Source organism: Dokdonia sp. Dokd-P16 (genome assembly GCF_003095655.1).
Taxonomy (GTDB): Bacteria; Bacteroidota; Bacteroidia; order Flavobacteriales; family Flavobacteriaceae; genus Dokdonia.
In genome coordinates this window covers 60,874-82,037 of sequence record NZ_CP029151.1, presented here as the reverse complement: position 1 = coordinate 82,037, position 21,164 = coordinate 60,874, and the positions used below count along the sequence as shown (strand labels likewise).

The window sequence follows — 21,164 nt, the reverse complement described above, 5'->3', positions numbered from 1 at the left end:
AGTTTCACGCTTTCGCGAAAGCGTATCTATTCTTAATAGTTTTATAACACGCAACATAGAAGTTTCATTGTACATTTGGCAAAAAAATATTCAATGCGTATACTTATTTCATTATTACTAGTTCTTGTGTTTACATCAAACGTCTCTGCGTACGACTGGGGAAAGACAGGCCATAGAACCACAGGAGCCATCGCCGAAAAATATCTGTCTAAAAAAGCAAGAAAAGCCATCGCCGAATTGCTTGATGGCGAGTCGCTAGCACTAGTGTCTACGTATGCAGATGATATTAAAAGTGATTCTCAATATAGAAAGTATGGTACGCAACATTATGTAAATGTACCGTTTGACACAACCTATGACGCACACCCTAAAAATGAAAGAGGAGATATTATTACAGGGATTGAATCATGTATAAATGTTATAAAATCTGAAACTTCTACAAAGGAGGAGAAAGCCTTTAACTTACGCATGCTAGTACATTTTATAGGAGACTTACACCAACCACTTCACACTGGTATAGGAGAAGATAAAGGTGGTAATGATTTTCAAGTACAATGGTATAATGATGGTACAAACTTACACCGAGTATGGGATACACAAATGATTGAAAGCTACGGTATGAGTTATACCGAACTAGCAGATAATATGCCAGAAATCACAAAAAGGCAACGTGAGGCAATGGCGGCAGGCACCTATAAAGAGTGGATGGAAGATAGTAGGAATCTTGTAAAAGATATCTACTCAAAAACTAAAAAAGGAGATAAACTAGGCTACCGTTATATGTATGACTACTTTGATACATTAAGAGGTCAATTACAAAAGGGAGGTGTGCGCCTAGCTCAACTTCTTAATGAGTTACTTGGTTAGCGTAATATCATCCTCTAGTACCTCGTCCTCTTTAGTTTTGTATTGTTTTGGAGTCATCTCATTGTATTTTTTAAAAATTCTAGTGAGGTGACTTTCATCTGTAAAGCCTAGCTGGTAGGCAATTTCAGATACTGTAAAGTCTGTGTTTTTTAGTCTGTACTTTACAAGGTGTAGTTTATACATGATGATATAATGATGTAACGAGTCTCCAGTCTTTTTCTTAAAGTATGCACTTAAGCCACTACTAGTCATGGATAATCTCTCGGCAATTGCTGCTACCTTCATTTTATCTCTATCATAAACATGCTGTCTTATATAGTTTAAGATATCATCAATAGTAGTGTGTTGATCTTTTCTAGAAGAAACAGACCTAGGCTTCAAATCACGTGTAATGTTTCTCGCAATTATACTCAAGGTGGTACTTACCATGTTTGAGATATTGTGTTTGTAAAACTCTTTGGCCATTTCGTACTCAAGTACAATGGCGTTATGAATTTGCCAGATGAGTTCCTTATCTGAGTCTGCGGTTATAACATCACCAGGTATAAGATTAGGGTTTTGTATAATACGCTCTATACGATGTAACCAGTAAGATCTATCAGGTAGATTCATCTTACTTGAAAACAAAGACTCTGTAAATTGAAAGTAGCAAAAAGTTGTTATCTCATTTATTTCAAACCAGTGAGTGTCATCTGGAGCTATTAAAAAAATATCACCTGCGTTGTAAGAGATAATAAATTCATTGATAAAATGTTTTCCTTTTCCTTCTTCTATAAAAATTATCTCAAAATAAGTACGTTTATCTTCGTCTTGATGTCTGTCTAATTTCTTGAACTTTTTTATCAGAAAAGTATCTTGTAAACTGAATCTTTGCATAGGATTTGGGGATTAAAGATTTGATACTGTTTAAGATACGAACTTATTTTAAATAAACATTTAGTTAGATATTAAAGTTTTTCTAAATATTGTACAATTTAAAATGAGTTTTATACAAGTTAAAATATACTATGCACGCATAGCTTTGCACCAGAATTAGAGAGAGAAACTACAGAGGTGCTGTGGTGTTTTGTTTTTAAGGTTAGTTTGTTGGTTTTTTTTTAGACATGTGTTAGAGTGAAGCACGATGTCTTGATGTTTCATATACAGCACCTCTTTCTTTCTTGTAATAAATGTCCAATACCACAGCAAAAGATGCGAAGTATTAGGTGTTTATCATAAAAATATTTGGCCTTAGGAGACTATTTACAATGATGTCGAGTAACCCCTAGATTACTAGCAGATAAGTAATTTCTAAGGCTTTTTAAAAGTATACGGCTTTCACCCCTAAGTGGACAATGTTCCTTCTTGTAATGAGAAGTTTTTAAGAGCAAGCGTTTCCCCTAAACGTTTGCTTTTTTTATGCGATAATTCTAAAGGTAAGATTAATACGCGGCGCCACTTTTTTCGCAGTTTTAGGTAACTGGTGATGCCAGTGATGTTGCGTACTTCCTTGCATTAATAATAAGCTCCCAGGCTCGAGAATAATCTTTGCTTGCTGACTTTTATCAACCTTGTTTCTAAATTTAAATAGGCGAGGAGCTCCAAGACTTACAGAAGCTATAATAGGATTTTTACCTAACTCCTTCTCATCATCTGCGTGCCAGCCGTTACTATCATTACCATCACGATATAAATTAAGGAGACAAGTAGTAAAGGTCACTCCAGCGATGTCTTCTACACGTTTCTTTATAGCTTGTAGCGTATCTGTAAATGGCTCAGGAACCATGGTAATATTTGAGTACGAGTATGATTTTGTATTAGAGCTATATAATGCAGTAAGTCTAGGCTGTGGGTATACTTTTCCAAAAACTTTGATGTCATCATGACGCCACGAGATTTCTTCTAGAAGCGCTTCATAATAAGAAGCCGCCTCTTCTTCGGTGAGCATGTTTTTATAATAGGTAACTGCTGCATCTGGAAGATCTAGTGAGTATGGTTCTTCTGGAAATAGTGACATTTATAAATATTGATAAGCCCAATAAATTAACCCTAATTGTAATGGTAAGCGCAGCCATAATGCCCACACGGGAAATTTACCCTTGAGTTTCTCATTACTTAGCATATCAATATGTACTGTAAAAAACACAATGAGCATCGCAATAATTCCCCAGATTGCTATAACTCTGGTCTCTTCAAAAAGTAATCCTATGCCTCCAGCAACTTCTGCCACACCACTCCAAAAGACCATTGCTTTCTTTTTAGGAATATAGGCAGGCATAATAGCTCCATATACTCGAGGTTTTATAAAATGCATAACACCTGCAAGGGTGTACATAATAGACATAACGTAAAAATGCCAAGGCATAAGCTATAAATTAGGGTGTTTTATAAAGGTACAACTGTGAATTGTAAATTAAGAAAGATGTATCTTAAAACTCGGCGTTGTATTTTTTGCTTCCTGCCACTACGCCTTCATTAGTTACTTGTAAGTGTTTAGGCAGTTTATTGTCTCTAGGTAAGACCGCAAGATAGCGATCTGAGTTACTAGTAAATACGTTTTTATACATAGGTTTCCTGTTGAGGTCTAGCATTATTACTAGCTCATGTATAAATTCTTTATGATGAATGAGATCTGTACTTCCTAAGTGGAAAATACCAGAGAGTTTCCTGTTTATGATATAGTGTACCTGCTGGCAGAGTTTGGTATCTGTAGTAGTATTCATCACCAGATGCGGAAAAACTTCTATAGCATCTCCTAGTAATAATTGATTTTTGAGTTCTTCAATTCTTGGTGATCCTACGCCAAAAACCATAGGAAGTCTCACAATCGCATATTGCGACTCTGGTAAGTGACGCATTAAGAGCGTCTCAATTCTAATTTTTAATTTACCATAGATACTTTCTGAGAGTGTTTTATCATTCTCATAACTAGGGTAATTCGTAAAAGCATCAAAAACATTTGCACTAGAAATAAATACAATACGACAGCCAGATTCTTGAGCATAAGCAATCATAGATTCATGAGCCTCTAGCTGGTCGCCAAAAGGACCTCTAAGTGCCGCTATAATTACAGATGGTTTTATCTTGAGTAGCACTTCATACACATCATCTTCTACAAGATCAAATCGTAAATAGTGTTGATTATCACTGTATATCTTTCCAGAGTGATAGGTGCCATAGGTGTTGTAGTACCTATACAATTCCTTGTATAAAGCACCTCCTAGAAAGCCACTAGCGCCTAGTATTAAAACTTTATCTTTTGATTTTTTAAATGCGATAACTACAATTTTTTAAATAAAAAACTCCCGAATTCCAAAAGTTAGTCCTTTGGAATTCGGGAGTAGCTTTTCGGTTTATTATCCTTTATAGAAAGGTGTCTTTACAACGGTTGCAGGTACAAGATTCTTACGTATTTGTATGAAAATTTTTGAGTCCGCTTTCGCGAAAGCGGTATCTACATACCCCATACCTATACCTTTATTTACCGAAGGGCCCATAGTACCAGAAGTTACGTGACCTATCTTATTACTATCTGCATCTACGATATCATATCCTTGACGAGGAATTCCTCTTTCTGTAAGTTCAAAACCTACAAGTCTCTGTTTAAGTCCTTGTTCTTTTTGAGTTTTTAGGTGCTCGCTATTTACAAAATCCTTAGTGAATTTTGTTACCCATCCTAAACCTGCTTCAAGCGGAGAAGTACTGTCATCTATATCATTACCATAGAGGCAATATCCCATTTCTAAACGCAGTGTGTCACGAGCAGCAAGACCTATAGGTTTGATTCCCCAGTCTGCACCAGCTTTAAAGACATTTTCCCACAGTTGTGCAGCATCTTCATTTTTACAGTAAATCTCAAAACCACCACTACCAGTATATCCTGTAGCACTAATAATTACGTTCTCAATACCTGCAAAAGGTGCCACCTCAAACGTATAAAATTTAATACCAGCAAGATCTACTTCTGTAAGCGATTGCATAGCTTCAATAGCTTTAGGCCCTTGTATAGCGAGAAGTGAGTGTCCCTCCGAGATATTACGTAGCTCTGCATTAAAACTCTTTAATGTATTTTGAGTTTCTAGCCATGCCCAGTCTTTATCTATATTACTTGCATTTACTACAAGCATATATTGATCTTCCTTAATACGGTACACAATAAGATCATCTACAATTCCTCCTGTATCATTAGGAAAACAGTTATACTGCGCTCCGCCCACTTTTATTTTTGAAACATCGTTAGAACAAACCCATTGTAATAATGACAGTGCATTTTCTCCAGACACAAGAAATTCACCCATATGTGATACGTCAAATACTCCAACACCACTTCTAACGACGTCGTGCTCTGCATTTACACCTTCATAAGAAACCGGCATATTATAACCAGCAAATGGGACCATTTTTGCTCCTAGAGATTCATGTACTTCAGTTAAGGCTGTATTTTTCATCTTTATTATAGTTCTTTTGGTTACACAAATGTATGAAAAGGTGGCAGTTTGCGAGGTAAATAAAAAGTAAATTATCGATGTAATACCTCAATAAACGACGTCTGTGGCAATATGGGCTTAAAGCATATATAGCATCTTCTGTTATTTAATTAATAATTAAATTTGACGGTTATGCTACAGTAATGATTATGAGAAATATAACCGTTCTTTTTTTACTTGTCTTGATACCAGCTCTTGCGTGGTCGCAAGAAGGTATTATTTGGGAGAAAAGACTTGATACATACCCTGTAGATAGAACTACGGAGGCTCAATTAACTACAGACGGTGGTTATATTATAGGTGGGCATACTAATAAAAAAACCACATTAGACCAGTATGCAACTGCAGAGACCGATGTCTGGATGGTCAAGCTAGATGGAGAAGGCGCTGTAGACTGGGAGAGACTAGTGGCTTCAAGAAATAAAGCCGTTCTTAAAAGAATTTTTCAATCGCCAGAAGAGGCTAGGCTTATTAGATCTACAGTAATAAACGCAGATAGTATAGCATCCATAAATACAGACCAATTTGCTATTTCTCAAAAACCTGAACCACCACAAAAGATTCAATCTAGAATGGTGCGTTCCAGTAGATCAAGTTATAAAACACTAGAAGATAGCTACAGTGACCCTACATTTTTAGAACAAGAAGTTACAGAAATAGAAGTCACAGCGTCTCAAGATGATTTGTGGAGACTACATCTTGACCCAGCTTTACAAATGAATTGGAATAAAAATCAGCTTGCTGGTACAGAGCGTAAGTTACGTAGTGTAACTACTGCTGCCTCTGGAAGTACACTAGCTGCAGGATATACGACCAAAGCTATAACAGACGACGCAACTACCTTAGGCGATAAAGATTTTTATGTAGCAAGTTACGGGAAGGCAGGAAAATTAGAATGGTCTACCACCATAGGTGGAGCAAAAGACGATCAGATTGTAAAAACTATTGCCACTCAAGATGGAGGTTTTATACTAGGCGGTATCTCTGAGTCTGGAATAGGAGGAACGAAAACAACTAAAAATCTAGGGGGAACAGACTGGTGGGTTGTTAAGATAGATAGTCATGGTAATATATTGTGGCAGCGTAGTTTTGGAAATTTTACAGATGATAAGCTTACATCCCTACAAGAGCTAGATAATGGAGATATTTTACTAGGAGGCACAAAAGCAATTATAGCAAAAAATCAATATCGTACAACTCAAAATGGCGGAGTTACAGAAGACTTTTCTATTATTAAAATTAATAAAGTAGGTATCGTAAGATGGGAGCTAGAACTTGGTGGTTCTGGTAAAGAATATCTTACAAGTGCTTTACAAAAGGAAAACAACGAAGTGATCATCTCTGGGATGAGCTATGCCGATTCAGACAGTGGTAATGGACAAGAAGAGGAAGTAAGTGACATCTGGGTGATTAATTATGGAATTAAAAACCTTGAATCTTTTGATGAAATTTTAAAGAAACGATTTGGAAAAAAGCGTACAGTGTTTAGATCAAATGCTGCAAAACGTTTCAACCGACTTGAATACTATGATGAGCAAGGTAATCTTCTAGATACAAGATATACCTACAAAATAAAGCGTCTTGCCCTTAAACACGCAGAGATCGTAAAAGGCACAAAATACATACGAGTACTCTCTGGGAATACAGCAGCCATTGTAGATTGGGACTAATTACCTAATCCGCTTATGATTTTATAAGACGTTTGCATGACTGTTGTGAGAACACTTCAGTATTAATGCTATTGGGTATCGTTATTTCAAAAGATAGTGTTCTTCCTTAATTGATATTATATTATTAATGCTTCCTGAAGTGAATTCGGGACGATTTTCGCGAAAGCGAATTATCCCAACAAATACGTCTTTAAATCTTCATAATTCTTCACGGGGATGGTCTCCATTTTTTTATCCATCAACTCCTTAATTTGTTCAGGGAGCTCAATCTCACCTACTACAGGCGTTACTGCTGGTAAAAACTTTACGGGATGTGCGGTTTCTAAAAAGACTCCGTAAGCGGCTGGTTTGTCATGCAAATATGCCTTAAGCCCTAAGTACCCAACAGCGCCGTGGGGATCTGCTATATAATTATGATGTTGATGTAAATCTAGCATCGCAGCACGTGTAGCATTATCACAATAGGAGTATGATGAAAACTTTTGAGATAATAACTGTCTGTCGTTTTCAAATAACTGTAATACTCTTATAAAGTTGCTAGGGTCACTCACGTCCATTGCATTACTTATGGTCGCAACGGTTGCTGTAGGAGTATACTTTCCGCTTTGCATGTATCTAGGGATGGTTGTATTGCTATTTACCGCTGCTACAAATTGGTGCACAGGCATTCCCATCATATGAGCTACCATACCAGCACATATATTACCAAAGTTCCCGCTAGGAACAGAAAACACGAGGGAATCTGCTTTTCCTTGCTTCTTTAATTCTTTATAAGCAAATAAATAATACAATGACTGCGGAAGCCATCTTGCGACATTAATACTATTTGCAGAGGTGAGTTGTTTTATACTTGTAATTTCTTGATCTAAAAATGCCTTCTTCACCATTGCCTGGCAATCATCAAAAGTGCCATCTACTTCAAGTGCGGTGATATTTTCTCCTAAGGTGGTGAGCTGTCGCTCTTGCACATCAGATACTTTACCTGAAGGGTAGAGGATTACCACTTTGATACCTGGCACTTTATAAAAACCTCTAGCAACAGCTCCACCGGTGTCGCCACTGGTAGCTACAAGTACAGTAACTTCTTCTTGTTGATTACGTTCTTTTAAGAAGTGACCTAGACATCGCGCCATAAAGCGAGCTCCTACATCTTTAAAGGCCATAGTAGGTCCATGAAAAAGCTCTAGCGTTGCCACATTATCTTCTATAGGAACTAGCGGGAAATCAAAAGAAAGTACATCTGCTACAATTTCTGTAAGCGTAGCCTCGTCCATACTATCGCCTACAAAGGGTTTCATAACTTCTACAGCGATCTCTTCTTTAGATAAATGCTCAATCTTTTCCCAAAAAGTAGCAGGAAGTACTGGGATATTTTCAGGAAAGTAAAGTCCTTTATCTGGAGCAATTCCTCGTATTACTGCTTCGTCAAAAGTAACGTTTGGCGCTTGCTTATTAAGGCTGTAGTATTTCATATATAGACAACTAGCTAACTAAAATTATGCATTTTGTTTGTAAAGTAAATCTAATAGATTTTAATCAGAAATATGCCTAAATAGCAGTAAGATGCAATATGCTGATAGTGGTAGATTATGGCTTTTAATTTTGATAATCAGCGAGTTGTGGTAAAAATAAAACGCCATTCATCAAGAATGGCGTTTGTATTGCTAATTATGTGGTAACCGATTACTCTACAAGTACTCCACCTTCAGGTTTTGAAAAAGTTGCTACATCTAGTTGCGTAGTAGTTGCTGTTGGATTTGTAAAATTCATAGCATTCCTCATTTCTGTAGGCTTGCCATCTACTACCTTGTACCATTGTAGTTCGCTAGGTAATTTGAGACCATTTACATCTTGCCATGTTGCATATTTAATAAAGCTGTAACGTTCACTTGGTCCATCACTACCTGCTGTCACTGTATATGCTAGCCATGCCATTTCGTTTGTAGTAGGATCATTATATAGGATGTAATTATCATCAGGACTATCACCTACGTCGCTACCAAAGCTAATTTTAGTCCCAGGGTAGCTTACACCATCCATTTCTAAAGCAGGAACCTCTGAGTATGTGATTCCTTCATCACTTAGCACAAATGGCATTGCATAAAAATAAAACATCAAGTTATGATAAAAACGAGCTCTCTCTGGTTGGAAAGCGATGGTATCTTGTTTTAACCATAAATCTTTACCATCATATCCTAGAACAAAATCTTTAGTCTCAATACGTGTTTTACGAGATTTAAGATCAACAGTATGTATTTCGTTTATGTCTCCTTTAGGTAATGTAAAACATAAGTTATTCATGTTATTCCAAGTATCAATACCGCCGTGCGCTTCAAAAACTTTAGAAATTTGATCTGGGTACACTCTTGATGGAGTTTCTACGACAGCAACTTCTTCGGTATTTACGGTTGGTTCATTTTTGCAACTTGCAAAGGCAATAAGTCCAGCAAGGAATAGGATAGATTTGTTCATAGTATATTATTGGTTAGAATTTATATTGTAGTCGTATTGAATTTATAGTCTTACAAAACTCGTCAATCATTTTCAGATAAAGAGAAAAATTCATCTATCGCTTGATAAAAGCATAGCATCTATTGTTTAAAATAATGAGGTAACTGTAAATTACTCAGCTTGCCAAGACTCTTGTGCACTCAGGCAATTATTTTCTTCTAGTTTTTCTCTAATCTTCAGAATATTCTACATTTGTGCTATGTCAAAATATATTTCTAGTATCCAGAATCCAGCTGTAAAAAGACTACTACAACTTCAAGATAAGTCACGCGCACGTAAGAAGGAGGGTGGTTTTATTATAGAAGGTGTGAGGGAGATAGCACTTGCTATTGCCGGAGGATACAAGATTACAGAGGTTTATTTTAATGAAGCTGTAATTTCAGAAGATGAGGTTGCTGGGATGGTAAATGACACAGCGATGATGACAAGCTTATCTACCGAGGTATACCAGAAAGTCGCTTATAGAGCAGGGACGGAGGGAGTTATCGCTTTCGCGAAAGCGGAAACTAAAACCTTACAAGAGTTGGCGCTACCTAAAAATCCGCTACTATTAATTGCCGAAGCACCAGAAAAGCCTGGAAATATAGGCGCACTATTAAGAACAGCAGACGCTGCTGGAGTAGATGCAGTAATTATCGCAAATCCCAAAACAGATTTATACAATCCTAATATCATACGATCAAGTGTAGGCTGTGTGTTTACCACACAAATTGCAACAGGAACAACCGCTGAGGTGATTTCATTTTTACAAGAAAAAGGAATAGCGGTTTACAGTGCTATTTTACAAGAGGCGGTAGACTATGCAGCACAAGATTATACAACGCCTACAGCAATTGTGGTAGGAACAGAAGCTACAGGATTATCTCAAGAATGGCGCACGGTGGGTACAAATATAAAAATCCCAATGCGTGGTAAAATAGACTCTATGAATGTATCTGTTGCTGCGGGAATCTTAGTTTTTGAAGCACGCAGGCAACGCGGATAATAGGTGTTTTAAGAATAAAAATAAGCTTAATCAACAAGCGCAATCTTCATATATACATTTGCAACTGGCCACTCGCTGCCGTCCACTTTTAGCTTATTAATTTCATCTACAACATCCATTCCTTTTGTCACTCGGCCAAAAACGGTGTGATCTCCATCTAGGTGATGGGCTCCACGTTCTGGCTGCACAATAAAAAACTCAAAAGGAGCAGTCGCATTACTCACATTTTGCTCGGTATATTTAGCCGATGAAAATGCTCCACGCGTGTGTGTATGTGTAGGATTTGCTTCATTTGGAATTAAATAACTCCCAAAGCTCGCTCTGTTTCGCGCAGTGCCTTGCGTATCATTATTACCTCCTTGTACCACAAAATTAGGCGATACTCGGTGGAACTGCGTCGTATTAAAATAACCGTTTTTTACAAGCATGATAAAATTTGCTCTGTGCAGCGGAGTATCTGTAAAAAGCGCTACTTCGATTTCTCCAAAACGTGTAGTAATCTTAACCTTAGTCTCAGGATTTAACTCACCATAGGCTGTAAGAAAATCAATAACCATTTCTTGACTCGTAATAGTAGGCTCTTTTATGGTGCCCATTACGAGTGATGGGTCTATTTTTTTTATGTCTTTTTGTTGCAGTGCTAGCGTGTCTTTTTTTGCTACTTCTTCCTTTACAGAATTAGGTGCAGATTTCTTATCTTGACAACTTGTGCTCGCTAGTAGCGCTATAATAATCCAGAGATACGTACGCATAAATGAAATTTGAATCATTTTTAGAATTAGCTTCAAAAATAGGAAATCTCCCGCTTCCAGGACGGGATGTGCAACTAGAGATGGCACCTACAGAACGCCTTAAAGAATTCGAGGAACTTGAGATCTCTACGCGTAACCCTAGACAGGCTGGTGTAATGTGCTTGTTTTATCCTACGCCAGATGGTGATACGGAGTTTATACTCATTTTACGTAAGACCTATGAAGGTGTTCATTCTAATCAGGTAGGTTTTCCTGGAGGAAAGGTAGAACTTACAGATAGAGACCTTGCTCATACAGCGTTGCGAGAGACAGAAGAGGAGGTGGGCGTCCCGCAATCTCATGTTGTAATTACTCGCAAACTCACAAATATTTACATTCCACCTAGTAATTTCTGGGTGCAGTCATTTATAGGACATCTAGATCATACTCCAGCATTTATTGCTCAAGAAAGTGAGGTCGAGTCTTTAATACCTGTACCACTTTCTGAGTTTCTCTCTGATACTTGTATAACGACTCAAAAGCTCTCAACCTCGTATATGGATGATATGGAAGTACCCGCATATAAATTGCAAGGTCATATCGTTTGGGGGGCTACGGCAATGATGCTCAGTGAGGTACGATCGCTTCTTAACACTTCTTTAAAATTGTAACGCCTTTTGTATCTTTACAGGCTGTTTGTAACCAAGTACGCTTTCGCGAAAGCGCACTCAAACACAACCAATTTTTAAACGATACAATGGGGATATTTAAAAAAAATCCATTTGGACATATACTATTCTTAAAACGCTGGCTTATAAGAATTGCTGGTGCAATGACGCATAGACGTTATCGCGGTTTTAATGAATTACAGATAGAAGGGTCTGAAATACTGACTAATCTTCCAGATAGAAACGTATTATTTGTTTCAAATCACCAAACATATTTTGCAGACGTGGTTTCCATGTTTCACGTATTTAACGCGAGTTTAAGCGGTCGTACAGATTCTATAAAAAATATAGGATATCTATGGGATCCAAAACTTAACCTTTACTACGTTGCCGCTGGGGAAACTATGAAAACAGGTTTACTGCCTCGTATTTTTGCATATGCAGGAGCAATTACAGTAAGTCGTACTTGGAGAGAAAAGGGTAAAGAAATAGATAGACAGGTAAACTTCAAGGATACAGAAAATATAGGTATTGCCTTAGATGATGGCTGGGTAATTACGTTCCCTCAAGGAACTACAAAACCGTGGAAACCTATTAGAAAAGGAACCGCTCACATCATTAAGAACTACAAGCCTATTGTAGTGCCTATAGTGATAGATGGTTTTAGAAGGAGTTTTGACAAGAAAGGGCTGCGTATTAAAAAACGTGGTATTCTTCAATCTTTTGAGGTAAAAGAACCACTTGTAATTGATTATGAGAACGACTCTGTAGAGAAGATTGTAGAGCAACTAGAATATGCAATCGAGCAACATCCATCTTTCTTAAAGGTTATCCCAATGGAAGAGATAGAAGCAGAAGAAGAGCTTAATAAAAAGAGAAAGTGGGAGTATTAATATACTCACCTTACTAAGAAAAAAAGCGAGAGCAACCGTAAGGTCGCTCTCGCTTTTTATATGCTTAAAAGGCAACAGCTTGACCTATTGCCTTAATCAGAACTCAAACCCCCTAGATTTAAAGTTCCAATTTTTTAAGTTGATCATAATTAGCTTTTAGCCTTTTTGTTAAACGGCCATATATAAGTCTATAAATCAAAAGCAGGACTCCAATAAATAAACCTAATAGTAGAAATAATACTACTATAAGAACAAGAGGACTTGCAATGTCGAAGGTTTTTGGGTCATTGTAATATGCTACGCCAAACACTAGTAATGAACCTATGAAGATAAAGCTTACATTAAACCATATATAAAGCTTGACAGTACCTCTCGCTTTTAAAATATTTTTCATCAATTCCTTAGCACTATCTGTTGCTTTAATAGCTCTGTAATTCAAGTAAAAACAAACAACAAAGTAAGCTAAGGCGATATAATTTATTACAAGTAAAATTTTATCAATTTTAGTTATTCCGGCCTTTTCTTCAAAAGCTACATTAGCATCTCTATGGTCCAAAACAAAGTTGAGTACTATCCAAAAGGAAAATTCAATGATACTTACAAAAAGTATCCACTTTACTACAGAAGATGACTTTTTAAGTAGCATAGGGTACAAGTCTGCCTTCGTATATTTAGGAAGTGATCCTTCCTGCTTTTGCCAATCTTTCTTTAGCATTTCTAGTTCATCTACCATAGCTTATGGATTTAATATTTTTTTGAGCTTTTTCTTCACTCTGTTCATCTTCACTCTTGCATTTACCTCTGTGATACCTAGGGTTTCAGAGATTTCACTGTAGTTTTTATCTTCTAGATATAAAAAGACGAGTGCCTTATCTATATCATTAAGCTCTTTTACTGCACTATACATCAACTTTAATTGTTGCTCAACGGTATCATCATATTCTTGTGATGATATACGAAACATGACAGAATCAAAATCTTGAGTCTGGACCGTTCTTTTAGATTTACGATATAAAGTGATGGCGGTATTTAATCCCACTCGGTACATCCACGTACTGAACTTTGAGTCTCCTCTAAACTTTGGGAAGGCACGCCATAATTGTATCGTAATCTCTTGAAAAAGATCATTGTGTTGATCCCGATTGTTGGTATACAAACGGCATATCTTATGCACAATGTTCTGGTTCTCTTCCAGAAGGGTTACAAAATTATCTTCGACTGTTTTATCCAATGGTTGGTGGCTTAGTTAATGGTAAGTAGAGATTTCTTACAAAGTGTTACAGAATAATTCTAAAAGTTTTATTCTAATTCTGGTAACGTCCAAGTGACGCTATATAATTGAAGCCTGAGATGATCAATTAGTAGATGCCTAAAAGAAAAAAACCTCTGCTCCCTAATTGCAGAGGTTTTTTCTTACTTGTTAAATTCTTGAACTTTCAACGGGATAAATATAGATATAATAGTTGTGTAAGCACATCCTCATATGTTACGTTTAAGTAAAATCAATTACTAAATATTGCTTGTTGTAGCTTTAGTAAACACGTTTATAGTTCATTAAAAAATTAATTTTTTTTTGATTTTTTTTTGAATTTTTTTACTTCTCAGATAAAAGCAAATGTTATGGTCATTACGCAAACGTTATAAATGTTTTTCTTGCTTTAAAACCTTCTTAAACTTCTATGTGAAAAATTATTTTTTTAGGACTTCAACCTTATGATTTACAACTGGGAACTCTAAAATGACGGTTGGGAGTATTACGCTTTCGCGAAAGCGTAGTTCGCTCCATATTTGCTCAACAATCAATCAACCGAACTAGTTATGAAATCGCTCTTACACATTCTCGTTTGCCTATTATGTTATCAATTAGCTGCCCAAACCGTCGTTTCGGGAAAAGTCACAGATTCCAAAGGAATTCCCATAGAAGGCGCAAACATTTTTATAGATGGCACTTATGATGGAGCCAGCACAGCAGAAGATGGATCATTCTCTTTTACCACAAGTGAAGAGGGAACGCAGTTACTTAAAGTCACCTTCTTATCATACGAACCGTATGAGTCATTTATGGAAGTAACGACTTTTAAAGATCTTAAAATCACATTGCGGGAAGATGTAAATTCACTAGATACAGTTGTACTTTCGGCAGGGACCTTTGAGGCTAGTGATAATAGTAAAGTCTCTGTGCTCAAGCCGCTGGATGTTGTGACTACGGCAAGTGCGTTAGGAGATTTTGTAGGTGCGTTACAAACGCTACCTGGTACAACGACCGTTGCAGAGGATGGTAGACTCTTTGTGCGTGGAGGTGATGCCGGAGAAACGCAGATATTTATAGATGGCATACGTGTCTTTACTCCATATACACCTACAGCAAATAATACGCCTACTCGTGGCAGATATAGCCCTTTTCTTTTTGACGGGATTACTTTTTCCACTGGAGGATACTCGGCGGAGTATGGGGAGGCTTTGTCAAGTGTTTTACTATTGAATACCATAGATGAGCCAGATCAAAATAAGACAGATATCTCTCTTATGTCTGTAGGCGGCGGACTAGGAATTACCAGAAGATGGGAGAAGAGTTCGCTCAGTCTCAGTACCTCTTACATAAACCTAGCTCCTTATGTAGCATTGTTTTCTAATCGTAATAATTTTAATAAGCCTTTTCAAACCTTTTCTGGAGAAGCGGTCTATCGCTACAGGACAGAAAATGGTTTGTTTAAATTATATGCAGCAGGAGACAAGACAAGTTTTGACATTACGCAAGAAGATATTAATAATCCAGAAGGATTCACGCTTGGTTTGAAAAACACAAATATCTATTTAAATACTAGCTATACTGAAATGCTAAGTGATACTTGGAGTATACAAACCGGAGGAAGTTATACGAGTGCTCAAAATGATACATCCCTACAATCGACTACTTCAATTGAGAATAAAGAGAATAGTGCGCACTTTAAAGTCAAACTTAAAAAGCGTTTTTCAAATAGGCTTAAACTAGCCTTTGGTGCGGAGCATTTTATAACAGATTTTCAAGAGGATTTTAATGGAGTCTTTGATGATCAGAATATCGTAGCAGCCTATGATTTTAAGAGTAATATTTCTGCGGTTTTTGTAGAAAGTGATATCATTTTCTCTCGCAATTTTGCATTGAAGCTGGGCGCTAGGGCGAGTTATACAGATTATATGGAAGGAGTCACATTTTCGCCTAGAGCGAGTGTAGCCTATAAAACAGGTAAAAACAGTCAGTTTTCTTTGGCATATGGAGATTTTTATCAAAATCCGCTCAATGACTTTTTAAAATTTAGTCTTGATCTTGATGCTCAAAAGACGACGCACTACATAGCAAACTATCAGTATAGCAACAATGGGCGAATATTTAGAGCAGAGGCGTACCGTAAGAGTTATAGTGATTTGATTACTTCTAATACTGCATTTAATAATCCAGAGAGCGTTTTTGCAAATGAGGGAAATGGTTATGCGCAGGGAGTGGATGTTTTTTGGAGAGATAATACCAGTATAAAAAATATGGATTACTGGGTGAGCTATTCCTACTTAGATTCAGAAAGGAAATATCTTAATTTTGAGGAGCAAGCTAGACCGTCTTTTGCGAGTCCTCATAACCTATCTGTGGTGGGGAAGTATTTTGTGGAGGACTGGAAATCGCAAGTGGGTGTAAGTTTCCAGCATAGCTCTGGGCGTACGTACACAGACAGAAATAGAAGTGGTTTCTTACAAGCAAACGCAAAGTCCTTTAATAGTTTAAGTATAAACTGGGCGTATTTATTATCGCAGCAAAAGATCCTGTATTTTTCTGTAAACAATGTACTTGGCTTAAGAAACGTAAATGGATATCAATATGCAGATGCTCCTAATCCTGCAGGTACCTTTGACCGTAGAGCATTACGTCCAGCAACAGACCAATTCTTTTTTGTAGGCTTTTTCTGGACCATTAGTGATGATAAGAATAGTAGCCAGCTAGATAATCTATAGTGCGCATATTCATTTTGAAGTAGTATTATAAAAGAAGTATCTTAGTGAAAAAATAATAAGAGTCTATGAAATATTTACTTGTTGTATGCTGTCTAGTGATGTTTATTTCTTGTGGTGATGATGACCAACCAGACCCAATAGTGGAGATTTGTACTACTGAAGTGGTGCCATCCTTTAGAATTACCATTAGAAATAATGATGATAATTCTTTATTAGAAGGAGTAAGTATCGTTGCCAAAGACCAACAGTTTGAAGCTACGCTTACAGAAGAAAGTCCTGGAGTATATGTAGGACCGGATGAGCGTGTGGGAAGCTATTTCTTAATTATTCAAAAAGAAAACTTCCAGACCATCATCACAGAGACTTTTATGGTAGAGGAAGATGAATGTCACGTAATTACTGTTGCAAGGTCATTTACATTACAACCGCTATAATAAATAATATTGTTATTCATAATGAAGCCCAAAGAGATCTTTGGGCTTTTTTTATGCTTGTATGAGTGTAACAAGTTAAGGTTTATAGCTACCTATAGCTACAATCAAAAAATCAACAAGAATGAACGCACATGAAATAGACTATGAGATCTTTGGAGAAGAGATGCAATATGTAGAAGTAGAGTTAGATCCGCAAGAAGGTGTAATTGCAGAGGCTGGTAGCTTTATGATGATGGAAGATGGTATCCGTATGGAAACTATTTTTGGGGATGGCTCTGCAAAGGATACTGGCGTGATGGGTAAAATTTTTGGAGCAGGAAAGCGTCTACTCACAGGTGAGAGCTTATTTATGACAGCCTTTTACAATGATGTGGTAGGGAAGAAAAAAGTGAGTTTTGCCTCACCTTATCCAGGAAAAATAATACCTATTGATCTAGATAAAATAGGAGGGAAGTTTATTTGCCAGAAAGATGCATTTCTTTGTGCGGCAAAAGGTGTTTCTATTGGAGTCGAATTTTCGCGTAAGCTAGGTAGAGGTCTTTTTGGAGGAGAAGGTTTTATCATGCAGCGTCTAGAAGGCGATGGTATTGCATTTGTGCATGCAGGTGGTACTACTCTTAAAAAAGAACTTGCTCCTGGAGAGCGTTTAAAAGTAGATACTGGATGTATTATCGGGTTTGATAGTACGGTGGCTTATGATATAGAATTTGTAGGAGGTATTAAGAATACCATTTTCGGTGGTGAAGGGTTATTTTTTGCCACATTAAGTGGTCCTGGGACTGTTTATATACAGTCACTTCCTTTTAGTCGTCTTGCAAACCGTGTGCTAGCAATGGCTCCAAAGGCGGGAGGTAAGCAAAGAGGGGAAGGCTCTATACTAGGTGGATTAGGTGACTTGCTTGATGGCGATAATCGTTTTTAACAGTTGTTGCAACTGCTTATTTAACAAGTGTTTAACTTAAGTTTAAGATAGTGAAATATGACGAAACACGTGTTTTATAATTCTTTAAGCATTATATTTATAGAGTTCAATAACATAAAATATAGCCTATAGCATCAAACTACTTTTTAAAATCTAACCCTATAAAACCCTTCGAATATGGCGAGAGCAATGTTTGAATACACGAAGACTATTTTAGATAAGGTAAGTTTTGATAGCTCGCTATTTTGTAAAGAACTAGAGAAAGCAATTAAACGACTATTACCTTATGAAATAGATGAACTTAGAATCTGGATCAATGCATTGATTAAAACCAATCCTGATCTTGGTCATTGTCTAATTTATTTAAAATCATAAAAAAAGCCCCAGCAATGGGGCTTTTTCAATATAAGAATGGGTCTTATTTTGAAATAGGACTTATAATTTGCACATTTTGAAAGGTGATTGCACCTTTTACCACGCCAGCAATGGTAGACCTTAAGGCCTCTATAATCTGTATCTTAAGTTCGCTCTTATGATAGATAATACTTATCTCTCTAGCAGGAGAAGGTTCTTTAAATGATTTAAAAAGCTCTTGCTCTTTTACAGGTATATCAAGAGTATGCAAGTAAGGTAAAAGCGTCATACCTAATCCTTCATTTGCTAGTTTTACTAGCGTTTCAAAACTTCCGCTTTCTAATGAGAATTTCTCATTATTCATATTTCTAGGCGTAGCACATAGATTAATCACACCATCTCTAAAACAATGTCCATCCTCTAGCACTAGCATATCTTGCATGTCTAGATCTGAAGTTTCTAAAATCTCTTTATTACTCAGTCTGTGGTTATGCGGAACATAAGCAACAAATGGTTCGTAATATAAAGGTCTTTCTTTAATCATAGGATTTTCAAGAGGAGTAGCAGCAATGGCTGCGTCTAGATGTCCTTCCTCAAGCTTTTCCATGATTTGATCTGTGTTGAGTTCCTCAATCTTGAGCTTGACCTTTGGATATTTTTTTATAAAATTAGTGAGAAACATAGGCAGTAGCGTAGGCATTACTGTTGGGATAACTCCTAGCTTAAATTCACCTCCTATATAACCCTTTTGCTGATCTACAATATCTGTAATGCGATTTGCTTCGTTTACAATATTACGTGCTTGGTGTACAATTTTTGACCCTATTTCTGTAAGCTCTATAGGCTTCTTACTACGGTCAAAAATGAGAATATCAAGCTCATCCTCAAGTTTTTGTATTTGCATACTAAGCGTAGGCTGAGTAACAAATGTCTTTTGAGCTGCTCTTGTAAAATTTTGGTGCTCTGCCACCGCTAGCACATATTTAAGTTGAGTAATAGTCATGTTCTAATATATAACACAAAAGTAAGAAAATCATTGAGTGTACCTATGTACAACATCAATTTATAAGTTTTTTCTTATAGCAAAAAAAGCCAGCAGATGACTGCTGGCTTTGTAATATATAGAAAGTGATATTACATTTTAATTTCTAGTTGTACATCTTCTGTACCTACGGTAAATTTTGCATTATTCCAGCTAGGAGGTCCAAAACCTGTACCACTACCAGATGTTGCATAATCCTCTTTAGGCATCCCGTTTGCTTCAAAATCCATACGGTTATTTCCATTTTGATCATGTAATGTGATAATCCCGTAATCTCCAGGTGCTACATTTTCAAAAACTAAGGTAACCATATTGTTTTCTGGCGTTGCTCCTTGAGAATCTAAGGGTGCAGCTTTCATAAAAGTTGCCTCGTTATATAATGCTGCAGAGGCTGCACCATCATTATTTGTTAAGTTAGGAATCGTCACTGTGATGGTAACACCTTTTGCTTCTTGTCCAAAAGAAATTGTTGATACCGCTGCGAGTAATAAAAAGATAATTGTTCTCATAATTGATAGTATTAGATAGTTATTGTTTTTTGTTGATGATGTAAATATATCATCACGCTTTCGCGAAAAAAATCTTCTATTACCCAACTGTAAAAATCAATGACTGAACTGTGAGAATTCGTAATCTAAATCCGTTTGTAGTTATTTATCAGTACACTAACCCAATGTTTTTTCTAATGGTATCTAGCATTTTAATAAGGTCTTTACTCTTATCAAAAGTCATAATATCACTCTCGGTCTTATTGCTTTCAAGCATTTTCTGGCAATGCAGTATCTCATAATGATATCCATTCACACTTTCCGGAATAGGGAAATCATATGTTTTTGAAGCACCATCTTTAGTTATGGTAACATTAGTTGGCTCATGGAAACGACTGTTTATGAGTATTTCGCCATGTTCTAGAGTGATGTGACAAGTAGTGTCTGTTTTTTCATCAATAGCCGAAAATAAATTTGCTTCTACTTGATTAGGATATTCTAATTTCATGGAGCAGTGATGATCTACACCAGTTGGCCCGAGTAGGGCTTGAGCGCTCATATTCTCTGTATAACCTAATAGCGTCAGTGCAGCAAAGACTGGGTAAATACCTACATCTAGTAAGCTACCACCGCCTAGTGATTTATTATACAAGCGCGCGTTTACATCATAAGCTGCGTCAAAACCAAAGTTGGCAGCGAGATTTGTGATTTTTCCTAAATCTCCACTATGAACAGTTTCCAATACAAATTGGTAATGAGGTAAGAAGTGTGTCCACAGCGCTTCCATTAAAAAGGTTTGTTGCGCTTTCGCGAAAGCAATCATTTCCTCAACTTCCTCAAGATTCATTGCAAAAGCTTTCTCGCAAAGCACTGCTTTTTTATGTGTGAGACATAAAAGCGTTTGCTCTTTATGAAACATGTGAGGCGTAGCAATGTAAACGATATCTACTTTAGGATCTAGAAGCATTTCCTCATAGCTACCATATGCAATAGTCGCGTTATGAGTATCCTTAAAAGCTGCTGCATTGTCAATATTTCTACTTGCTACAGCATAAAGATGTGCCCCTTCAGTAAGTTGCACATCATTTGCAAATTTGTCAGCTATCTTTCCGCAGCCTAGTATTGCCCAGTTAGTTTCTTTAGTCATGT

22 protein-coding genes are annotated in these 21,164 nt (G+C 36.8%); 9 read left to right on the top strand and 13 right to left on the bottom strand.

Annotated features, from left to right (window positions below):
- The first annotated feature begins 93 nt into the window (after nt 1-93).
- Nucleotides 94-867 carry a S1/P1 nuclease gene (locus DCS32_RS00315; RefSeq protein ID WP_108876489.1) on the top strand — a complete coding sequence of 258 codons (774 nt, stop codon included), beginning with the start codon at nt 94-96 and terminating at the stop codon, nt 865-867.
- On the opposite strand, the gene DCS32_RS00310 is transcribed toward DCS32_RS00315, so the two are convergent.
- The 5 genes from DCS32_RS00310 to gcvT all read right to left on the bottom strand — a co-directional run bounded on the left by DCS32_RS00310 (nt 856) and on the right by gcvT (nt 5,294).
- Complete coding sequence (locus DCS32_RS00310; RefSeq protein ID WP_108876488.1) at nt 856-1,743, bottom strand: AraC family transcriptional regulator; 888 nt, start codon at nt 1,741-1,743, stop codon at nt 856-858. The two genes, DCS32_RS00315 and DCS32_RS00310, sit on opposite strands and share 12 nt — an antisense overlap.
- Nucleotides 1,744-2,263: 520 nt before the next feature.
- Nucleotides 2,264-2,863 (bottom strand): alpha-ketoglutarate-dependent dioxygenase AlkB family protein, encoded by a 600-nt coding sequence (locus tag DCS32_RS00305; RefSeq protein ID WP_108876487.1) that lies wholly within the window; start codon nt 2,861-2,863, stop codon nt 2,264-2,266.
- Nucleotides 2,864-3,211 (bottom strand): hypothetical protein, encoded by a 348-nt coding sequence (locus tag DCS32_RS00300; RefSeq protein WP_108876486.1) that lies wholly within the window; start codon nt 3,209-3,211, stop codon nt 2,864-2,866. It abuts the gene before it with no gap.
- A 64-nt stretch (nt 3,212-3,275) separates the two neighbouring features.
- Nucleotides 3,276-4,046 (bottom strand): sugar nucleotide-binding protein, encoded by a 771-nt coding sequence (locus DCS32_RS00295; RefSeq protein WP_239057541.1) that lies wholly within the window; start codon nt 4,044-4,046, stop codon nt 3,276-3,278.
- 156 nt (nt 4,047-4,202) lie between these two features.
- Nucleotides 4,203-5,294 (bottom strand): glycine cleavage system aminomethyltransferase GcvT, encoded by a 1,092-nt coding sequence (gene gcvT / locus DCS32_RS00290; RefSeq protein ID WP_108876484.1) that lies wholly within the window; start codon nt 5,292-5,294, stop codon nt 4,203-4,205.
- Between the two features lie 188 nt (nt 5,295-5,482).
- Here gcvT and DCS32_RS00285 point away from each other — a divergent pair, with 188 nt between their 5' ends.
- Nucleotides 5,483-7,003 carry a hypothetical protein gene (locus DCS32_RS00285; protein ID WP_162533553.1) on the top strand — a complete coding sequence of 507 codons (1,521 nt, stop codon included), beginning with the start codon at nt 5,483-5,485 and terminating at the stop codon, nt 7,001-7,003.
- Between the two features lie 170 nt (nt 7,004-7,173).
- On the opposite strand, the gene thrC is transcribed toward DCS32_RS00285, so the two are convergent.
- Together thrC and DCS32_RS00275 are read right to left on the bottom strand one after the other, a co-directional pair.
- Nucleotides 7,174-8,475, bottom strand: a complete 1,302-nt coding sequence (thrC, locus tag DCS32_RS00280) for a threonine synthase (RefSeq protein WP_108876482.1) — start codon at nt 8,473-8,475, stop codon at nt 7,174-7,176.
- A gap of 211 nt (nt 8,476-8,686) precedes the next feature.
- A complete protein-coding gene (locus DCS32_RS00275; RefSeq protein WP_108876481.1) occupies nt 8,687-9,475 on the bottom strand; it encodes a DUF6503 family protein in 789 nt (262 codons plus the stop codon).
- A gap of 238 nt (nt 9,476-9,713) precedes the next feature.
- On the opposite strand from DCS32_RS00275, the gene DCS32_RS00270 reads away from it, so the two are divergent.
- On the top strand, nt 9,714-10,499 hold the full coding sequence (locus DCS32_RS00270; RefSeq protein ID WP_108876480.1) for a TrmH family RNA methyltransferase: 786 nt from the start codon (nt 9,714-9,716) through the stop codon (nt 10,497-10,499).
- 26 nt (nt 10,500-10,525) lie between these two features.
- Here DCS32_RS00270 and DCS32_RS00265 read toward each other — a convergent pair whose 3' ends face one another.
- Nucleotides 10,526-11,251, bottom strand: coding sequence for a peptidylprolyl isomerase (locus tag DCS32_RS00265; protein ID WP_108879206.1), 726 nt, complete (start codon nt 11,249-11,251; stop codon nt 10,526-10,528).
- 2 nt (nt 11,252-11,253) lie between these two features.
- On the opposite strand from DCS32_RS00265, the gene DCS32_RS00260 reads away from it, so the two are divergent.
- Both DCS32_RS00260 and DCS32_RS00255 read left to right on the top strand, forming a co-directional pair.
- Nucleotides 11,254-11,901: an NUDIX hydrolase gene (locus DCS32_RS00260; protein WP_108876479.1), complete on the top strand. Its 648-nt coding sequence runs from the start codon at nt 11,254-11,256 to the stop codon at nt 11,899-11,901.
- A gap of 86 nt (nt 11,902-11,987) precedes the next feature.
- The gene (locus tag DCS32_RS00255; RefSeq protein WP_108876478.1) at nt 11,988-12,791 is read left to right on the top strand and encodes a lysophospholipid acyltransferase family protein; all 804 of its coding nucleotides are present in this window, start codon (nt 11,988-11,990) and stop codon (nt 12,789-12,791) included.
- A 118-nt stretch (nt 12,792-12,909) separates the two neighbouring features.
- Here DCS32_RS00255 and DCS32_RS00250 read toward each other — a convergent pair whose 3' ends face one another.
- Both DCS32_RS00250 and DCS32_RS00245 read right to left on the bottom strand, forming a co-directional pair.
- Nucleotides 12,910-13,524, bottom strand: a complete 615-nt coding sequence (locus tag DCS32_RS00250; RefSeq protein WP_108876477.1) for a DUF1049 domain-containing protein — start codon at nt 13,522-13,524, stop codon at nt 12,910-12,912.
- 3 nt (nt 13,525-13,527) lie between these two features.
- Nucleotides 13,528-14,022 (bottom strand): RNA polymerase sigma factor, encoded by a 495-nt coding sequence (locus DCS32_RS00245; RefSeq protein ID WP_108876476.1) that lies wholly within the window; start codon nt 14,020-14,022, stop codon nt 13,528-13,530.
- Between the two features lie 587 nt (nt 14,023-14,609).
- Between DCS32_RS00245 and DCS32_RS00240 the strand changes: the two genes are divergently transcribed.
- From DCS32_RS00240 to DCS32_RS00225, 4 genes are all read left to right on the top strand, one after another.
- Entirely contained in the window at nt 14,610-16,775 is a 2,166-nt protein-coding gene (locus tag DCS32_RS00240; RefSeq protein WP_108876475.1) for a TonB-dependent receptor, read from the top strand.
- A 65-nt stretch (nt 16,776-16,840) separates the two neighbouring features.
- A complete protein-coding gene (locus DCS32_RS00235; RefSeq protein ID WP_108876474.1) occupies nt 16,841-17,209 on the top strand; it encodes a hypothetical protein in 369 nt (122 codons plus the stop codon).
- A 121-nt stretch (nt 17,210-17,330) separates the two neighbouring features.
- The gene (locus tag DCS32_RS00230) at nt 17,331-18,131 is read left to right on the top strand and encodes a TIGR00266 family protein (RefSeq protein ID WP_108876473.1); all 801 of its coding nucleotides are present in this window, start codon (nt 17,331-17,333) and stop codon (nt 18,129-18,131) included.
- Between the two features lie 177 nt (nt 18,132-18,308).
- On the top strand, nt 18,309-18,506 hold the full coding sequence (locus DCS32_RS00225) for a hypothetical protein (protein WP_108876472.1): 198 nt from the start codon (nt 18,309-18,311) through the stop codon (nt 18,504-18,506).
- Between the two features lie 43 nt (nt 18,507-18,549).
- On the opposite strand, the gene DCS32_RS00220 is transcribed toward DCS32_RS00225, so the two are convergent.
- From DCS32_RS00220 to DCS32_RS00210, 3 genes are all read right to left on the bottom strand, one after another.
- Nucleotides 18,550-19,488, bottom strand: a complete 939-nt coding sequence (locus tag DCS32_RS00220; RefSeq protein WP_108876471.1) for a hydrogen peroxide-inducible genes activator — start codon at nt 19,486-19,488, stop codon at nt 18,550-18,552.
- 131 nt (nt 19,489-19,619) lie between these two features.
- Complete coding sequence (locus DCS32_RS00215) at nt 19,620-20,036, bottom strand: DUF2141 domain-containing protein (RefSeq protein WP_108876470.1); 417 nt, start codon at nt 20,034-20,036, stop codon at nt 19,620-19,622.
- Nucleotides 20,037-20,184: 148 nt separating this feature from the next.
- Entirely contained in the window at nt 20,185-21,162 is a 978-nt protein-coding gene (locus DCS32_RS00210; RefSeq protein WP_108876469.1) for a Gfo/Idh/MocA family protein, read from the bottom strand.
- Nucleotides 21,163-21,164 lie beyond the last annotated feature (2 nt).

Bases quoted from the DNA above. Each gene is read 5' to 3' on its own strand.
- DCS32_RS00315 (WP_108876489.1), top strand. From the start codon at position 94: ATGCGTATACTTATTTCATTATTACTAGTTCTTGTGTTTACATCAAAC.
- DCS32_RS00310 (WP_108876488.1), bottom strand. From the start codon at position 1,743: ATGCAAAGATTCAGTTTACAAGATACTTTTCTGATAAAAAAGTTCAAG.
- DCS32_RS00305 (WP_108876487.1), bottom strand. From the start codon at position 2,863: ATGTCACTATTTCCAGAAGAACCATACTCACTAGATCTTCCAGATGCA.
- DCS32_RS00300 (WP_108876486.1), bottom strand. From the start codon at position 3,211: ATGCCTTGGCATTTTTACGTTATGTCTATTATGTACACCCTTGCAGGT.
- gcvT (WP_108876484.1), bottom strand. From the start codon at position 5,294: ATGAAAAATACAGCCTTAACTGAAGTACATGAATCTCTAGGAGCAAAA.
- DCS32_RS00285 (WP_162533553.1), top strand. From the start codon at position 5,483: ATGAGAAATATAACCGTTCTTTTTTTACTTGTCTTGATACCAGCTCTT.
- thrC (WP_108876482.1), bottom strand. From the start codon at position 8,475: ATGAAATACTACAGCCTTAATAAGCAAGCGCCAAACGTTACTTTTGAC.
- DCS32_RS00275 (WP_108876481.1), bottom strand. From the start codon at position 9,475: ATGAACAAATCTATCCTATTCCTTGCTGGACTTATTGCCTTTGCAAGT.
- DCS32_RS00270 (WP_108876480.1), top strand. From the start codon at position 9,714: ATGTCAAAATATATTTCTAGTATCCAGAATCCAGCTGTAAAAAGACTA.
- DCS32_RS00265 (WP_108879206.1), bottom strand. From the start codon at position 11,251: ATGCGTACGTATCTCTGGATTATTATAGCGCTACTAGCGAGCACAAGT.
- DCS32_RS00260 (WP_108876479.1), top strand. From the start codon at position 11,254: ATGAAATTTGAATCATTTTTAGAATTAGCTTCAAAAATAGGAAATCTC.
- DCS32_RS00255 (WP_108876478.1), top strand. From the start codon at position 11,988: ATGGGGATATTTAAAAAAAATCCATTTGGACATATACTATTCTTAAAA.
- DCS32_RS00250 (WP_108876477.1), bottom strand. From the start codon at position 13,524: ATGGTAGATGAACTAGAAATGCTAAAGAAAGATTGGCAAAAGCAGGAA.
- DCS32_RS00240 (WP_108876475.1), top strand. From the start codon at position 14,610: ATGAAATCGCTCTTACACATTCTCGTTTGCCTATTATGTTATCAATTA.
- DCS32_RS00235 (WP_108876474.1), top strand. From the start codon at position 16,841: ATGAAATATTTACTTGTTGTATGCTGTCTAGTGATGTTTATTTCTTGT.
- DCS32_RS00230 (WP_108876473.1), top strand. From the start codon at position 17,331: ATGAACGCACATGAAATAGACTATGAGATCTTTGGAGAAGAGATGCAA.
- DCS32_RS00225 (WP_108876472.1), top strand. From the start codon at position 18,309: ATGGCGAGAGCAATGTTTGAATACACGAAGACTATTTTAGATAAGGTA.
- DCS32_RS00220 (WP_108876471.1), bottom strand. From the start codon at position 19,488: ATGACTATTACTCAACTTAAATATGTGCTAGCGGTGGCAGAGCACCAA.
- DCS32_RS00215 (WP_108876470.1), bottom strand. From the start codon at position 20,036: ATGAGAACAATTATCTTTTTATTACTCGCAGCGGTATCAACAATTTCT.
- DCS32_RS00210 (WP_108876469.1), bottom strand. From the start codon at position 21,162: ATGACTAAAGAAACTAACTGGGCAATACTAGGCTGCGGAAAGATAGCT.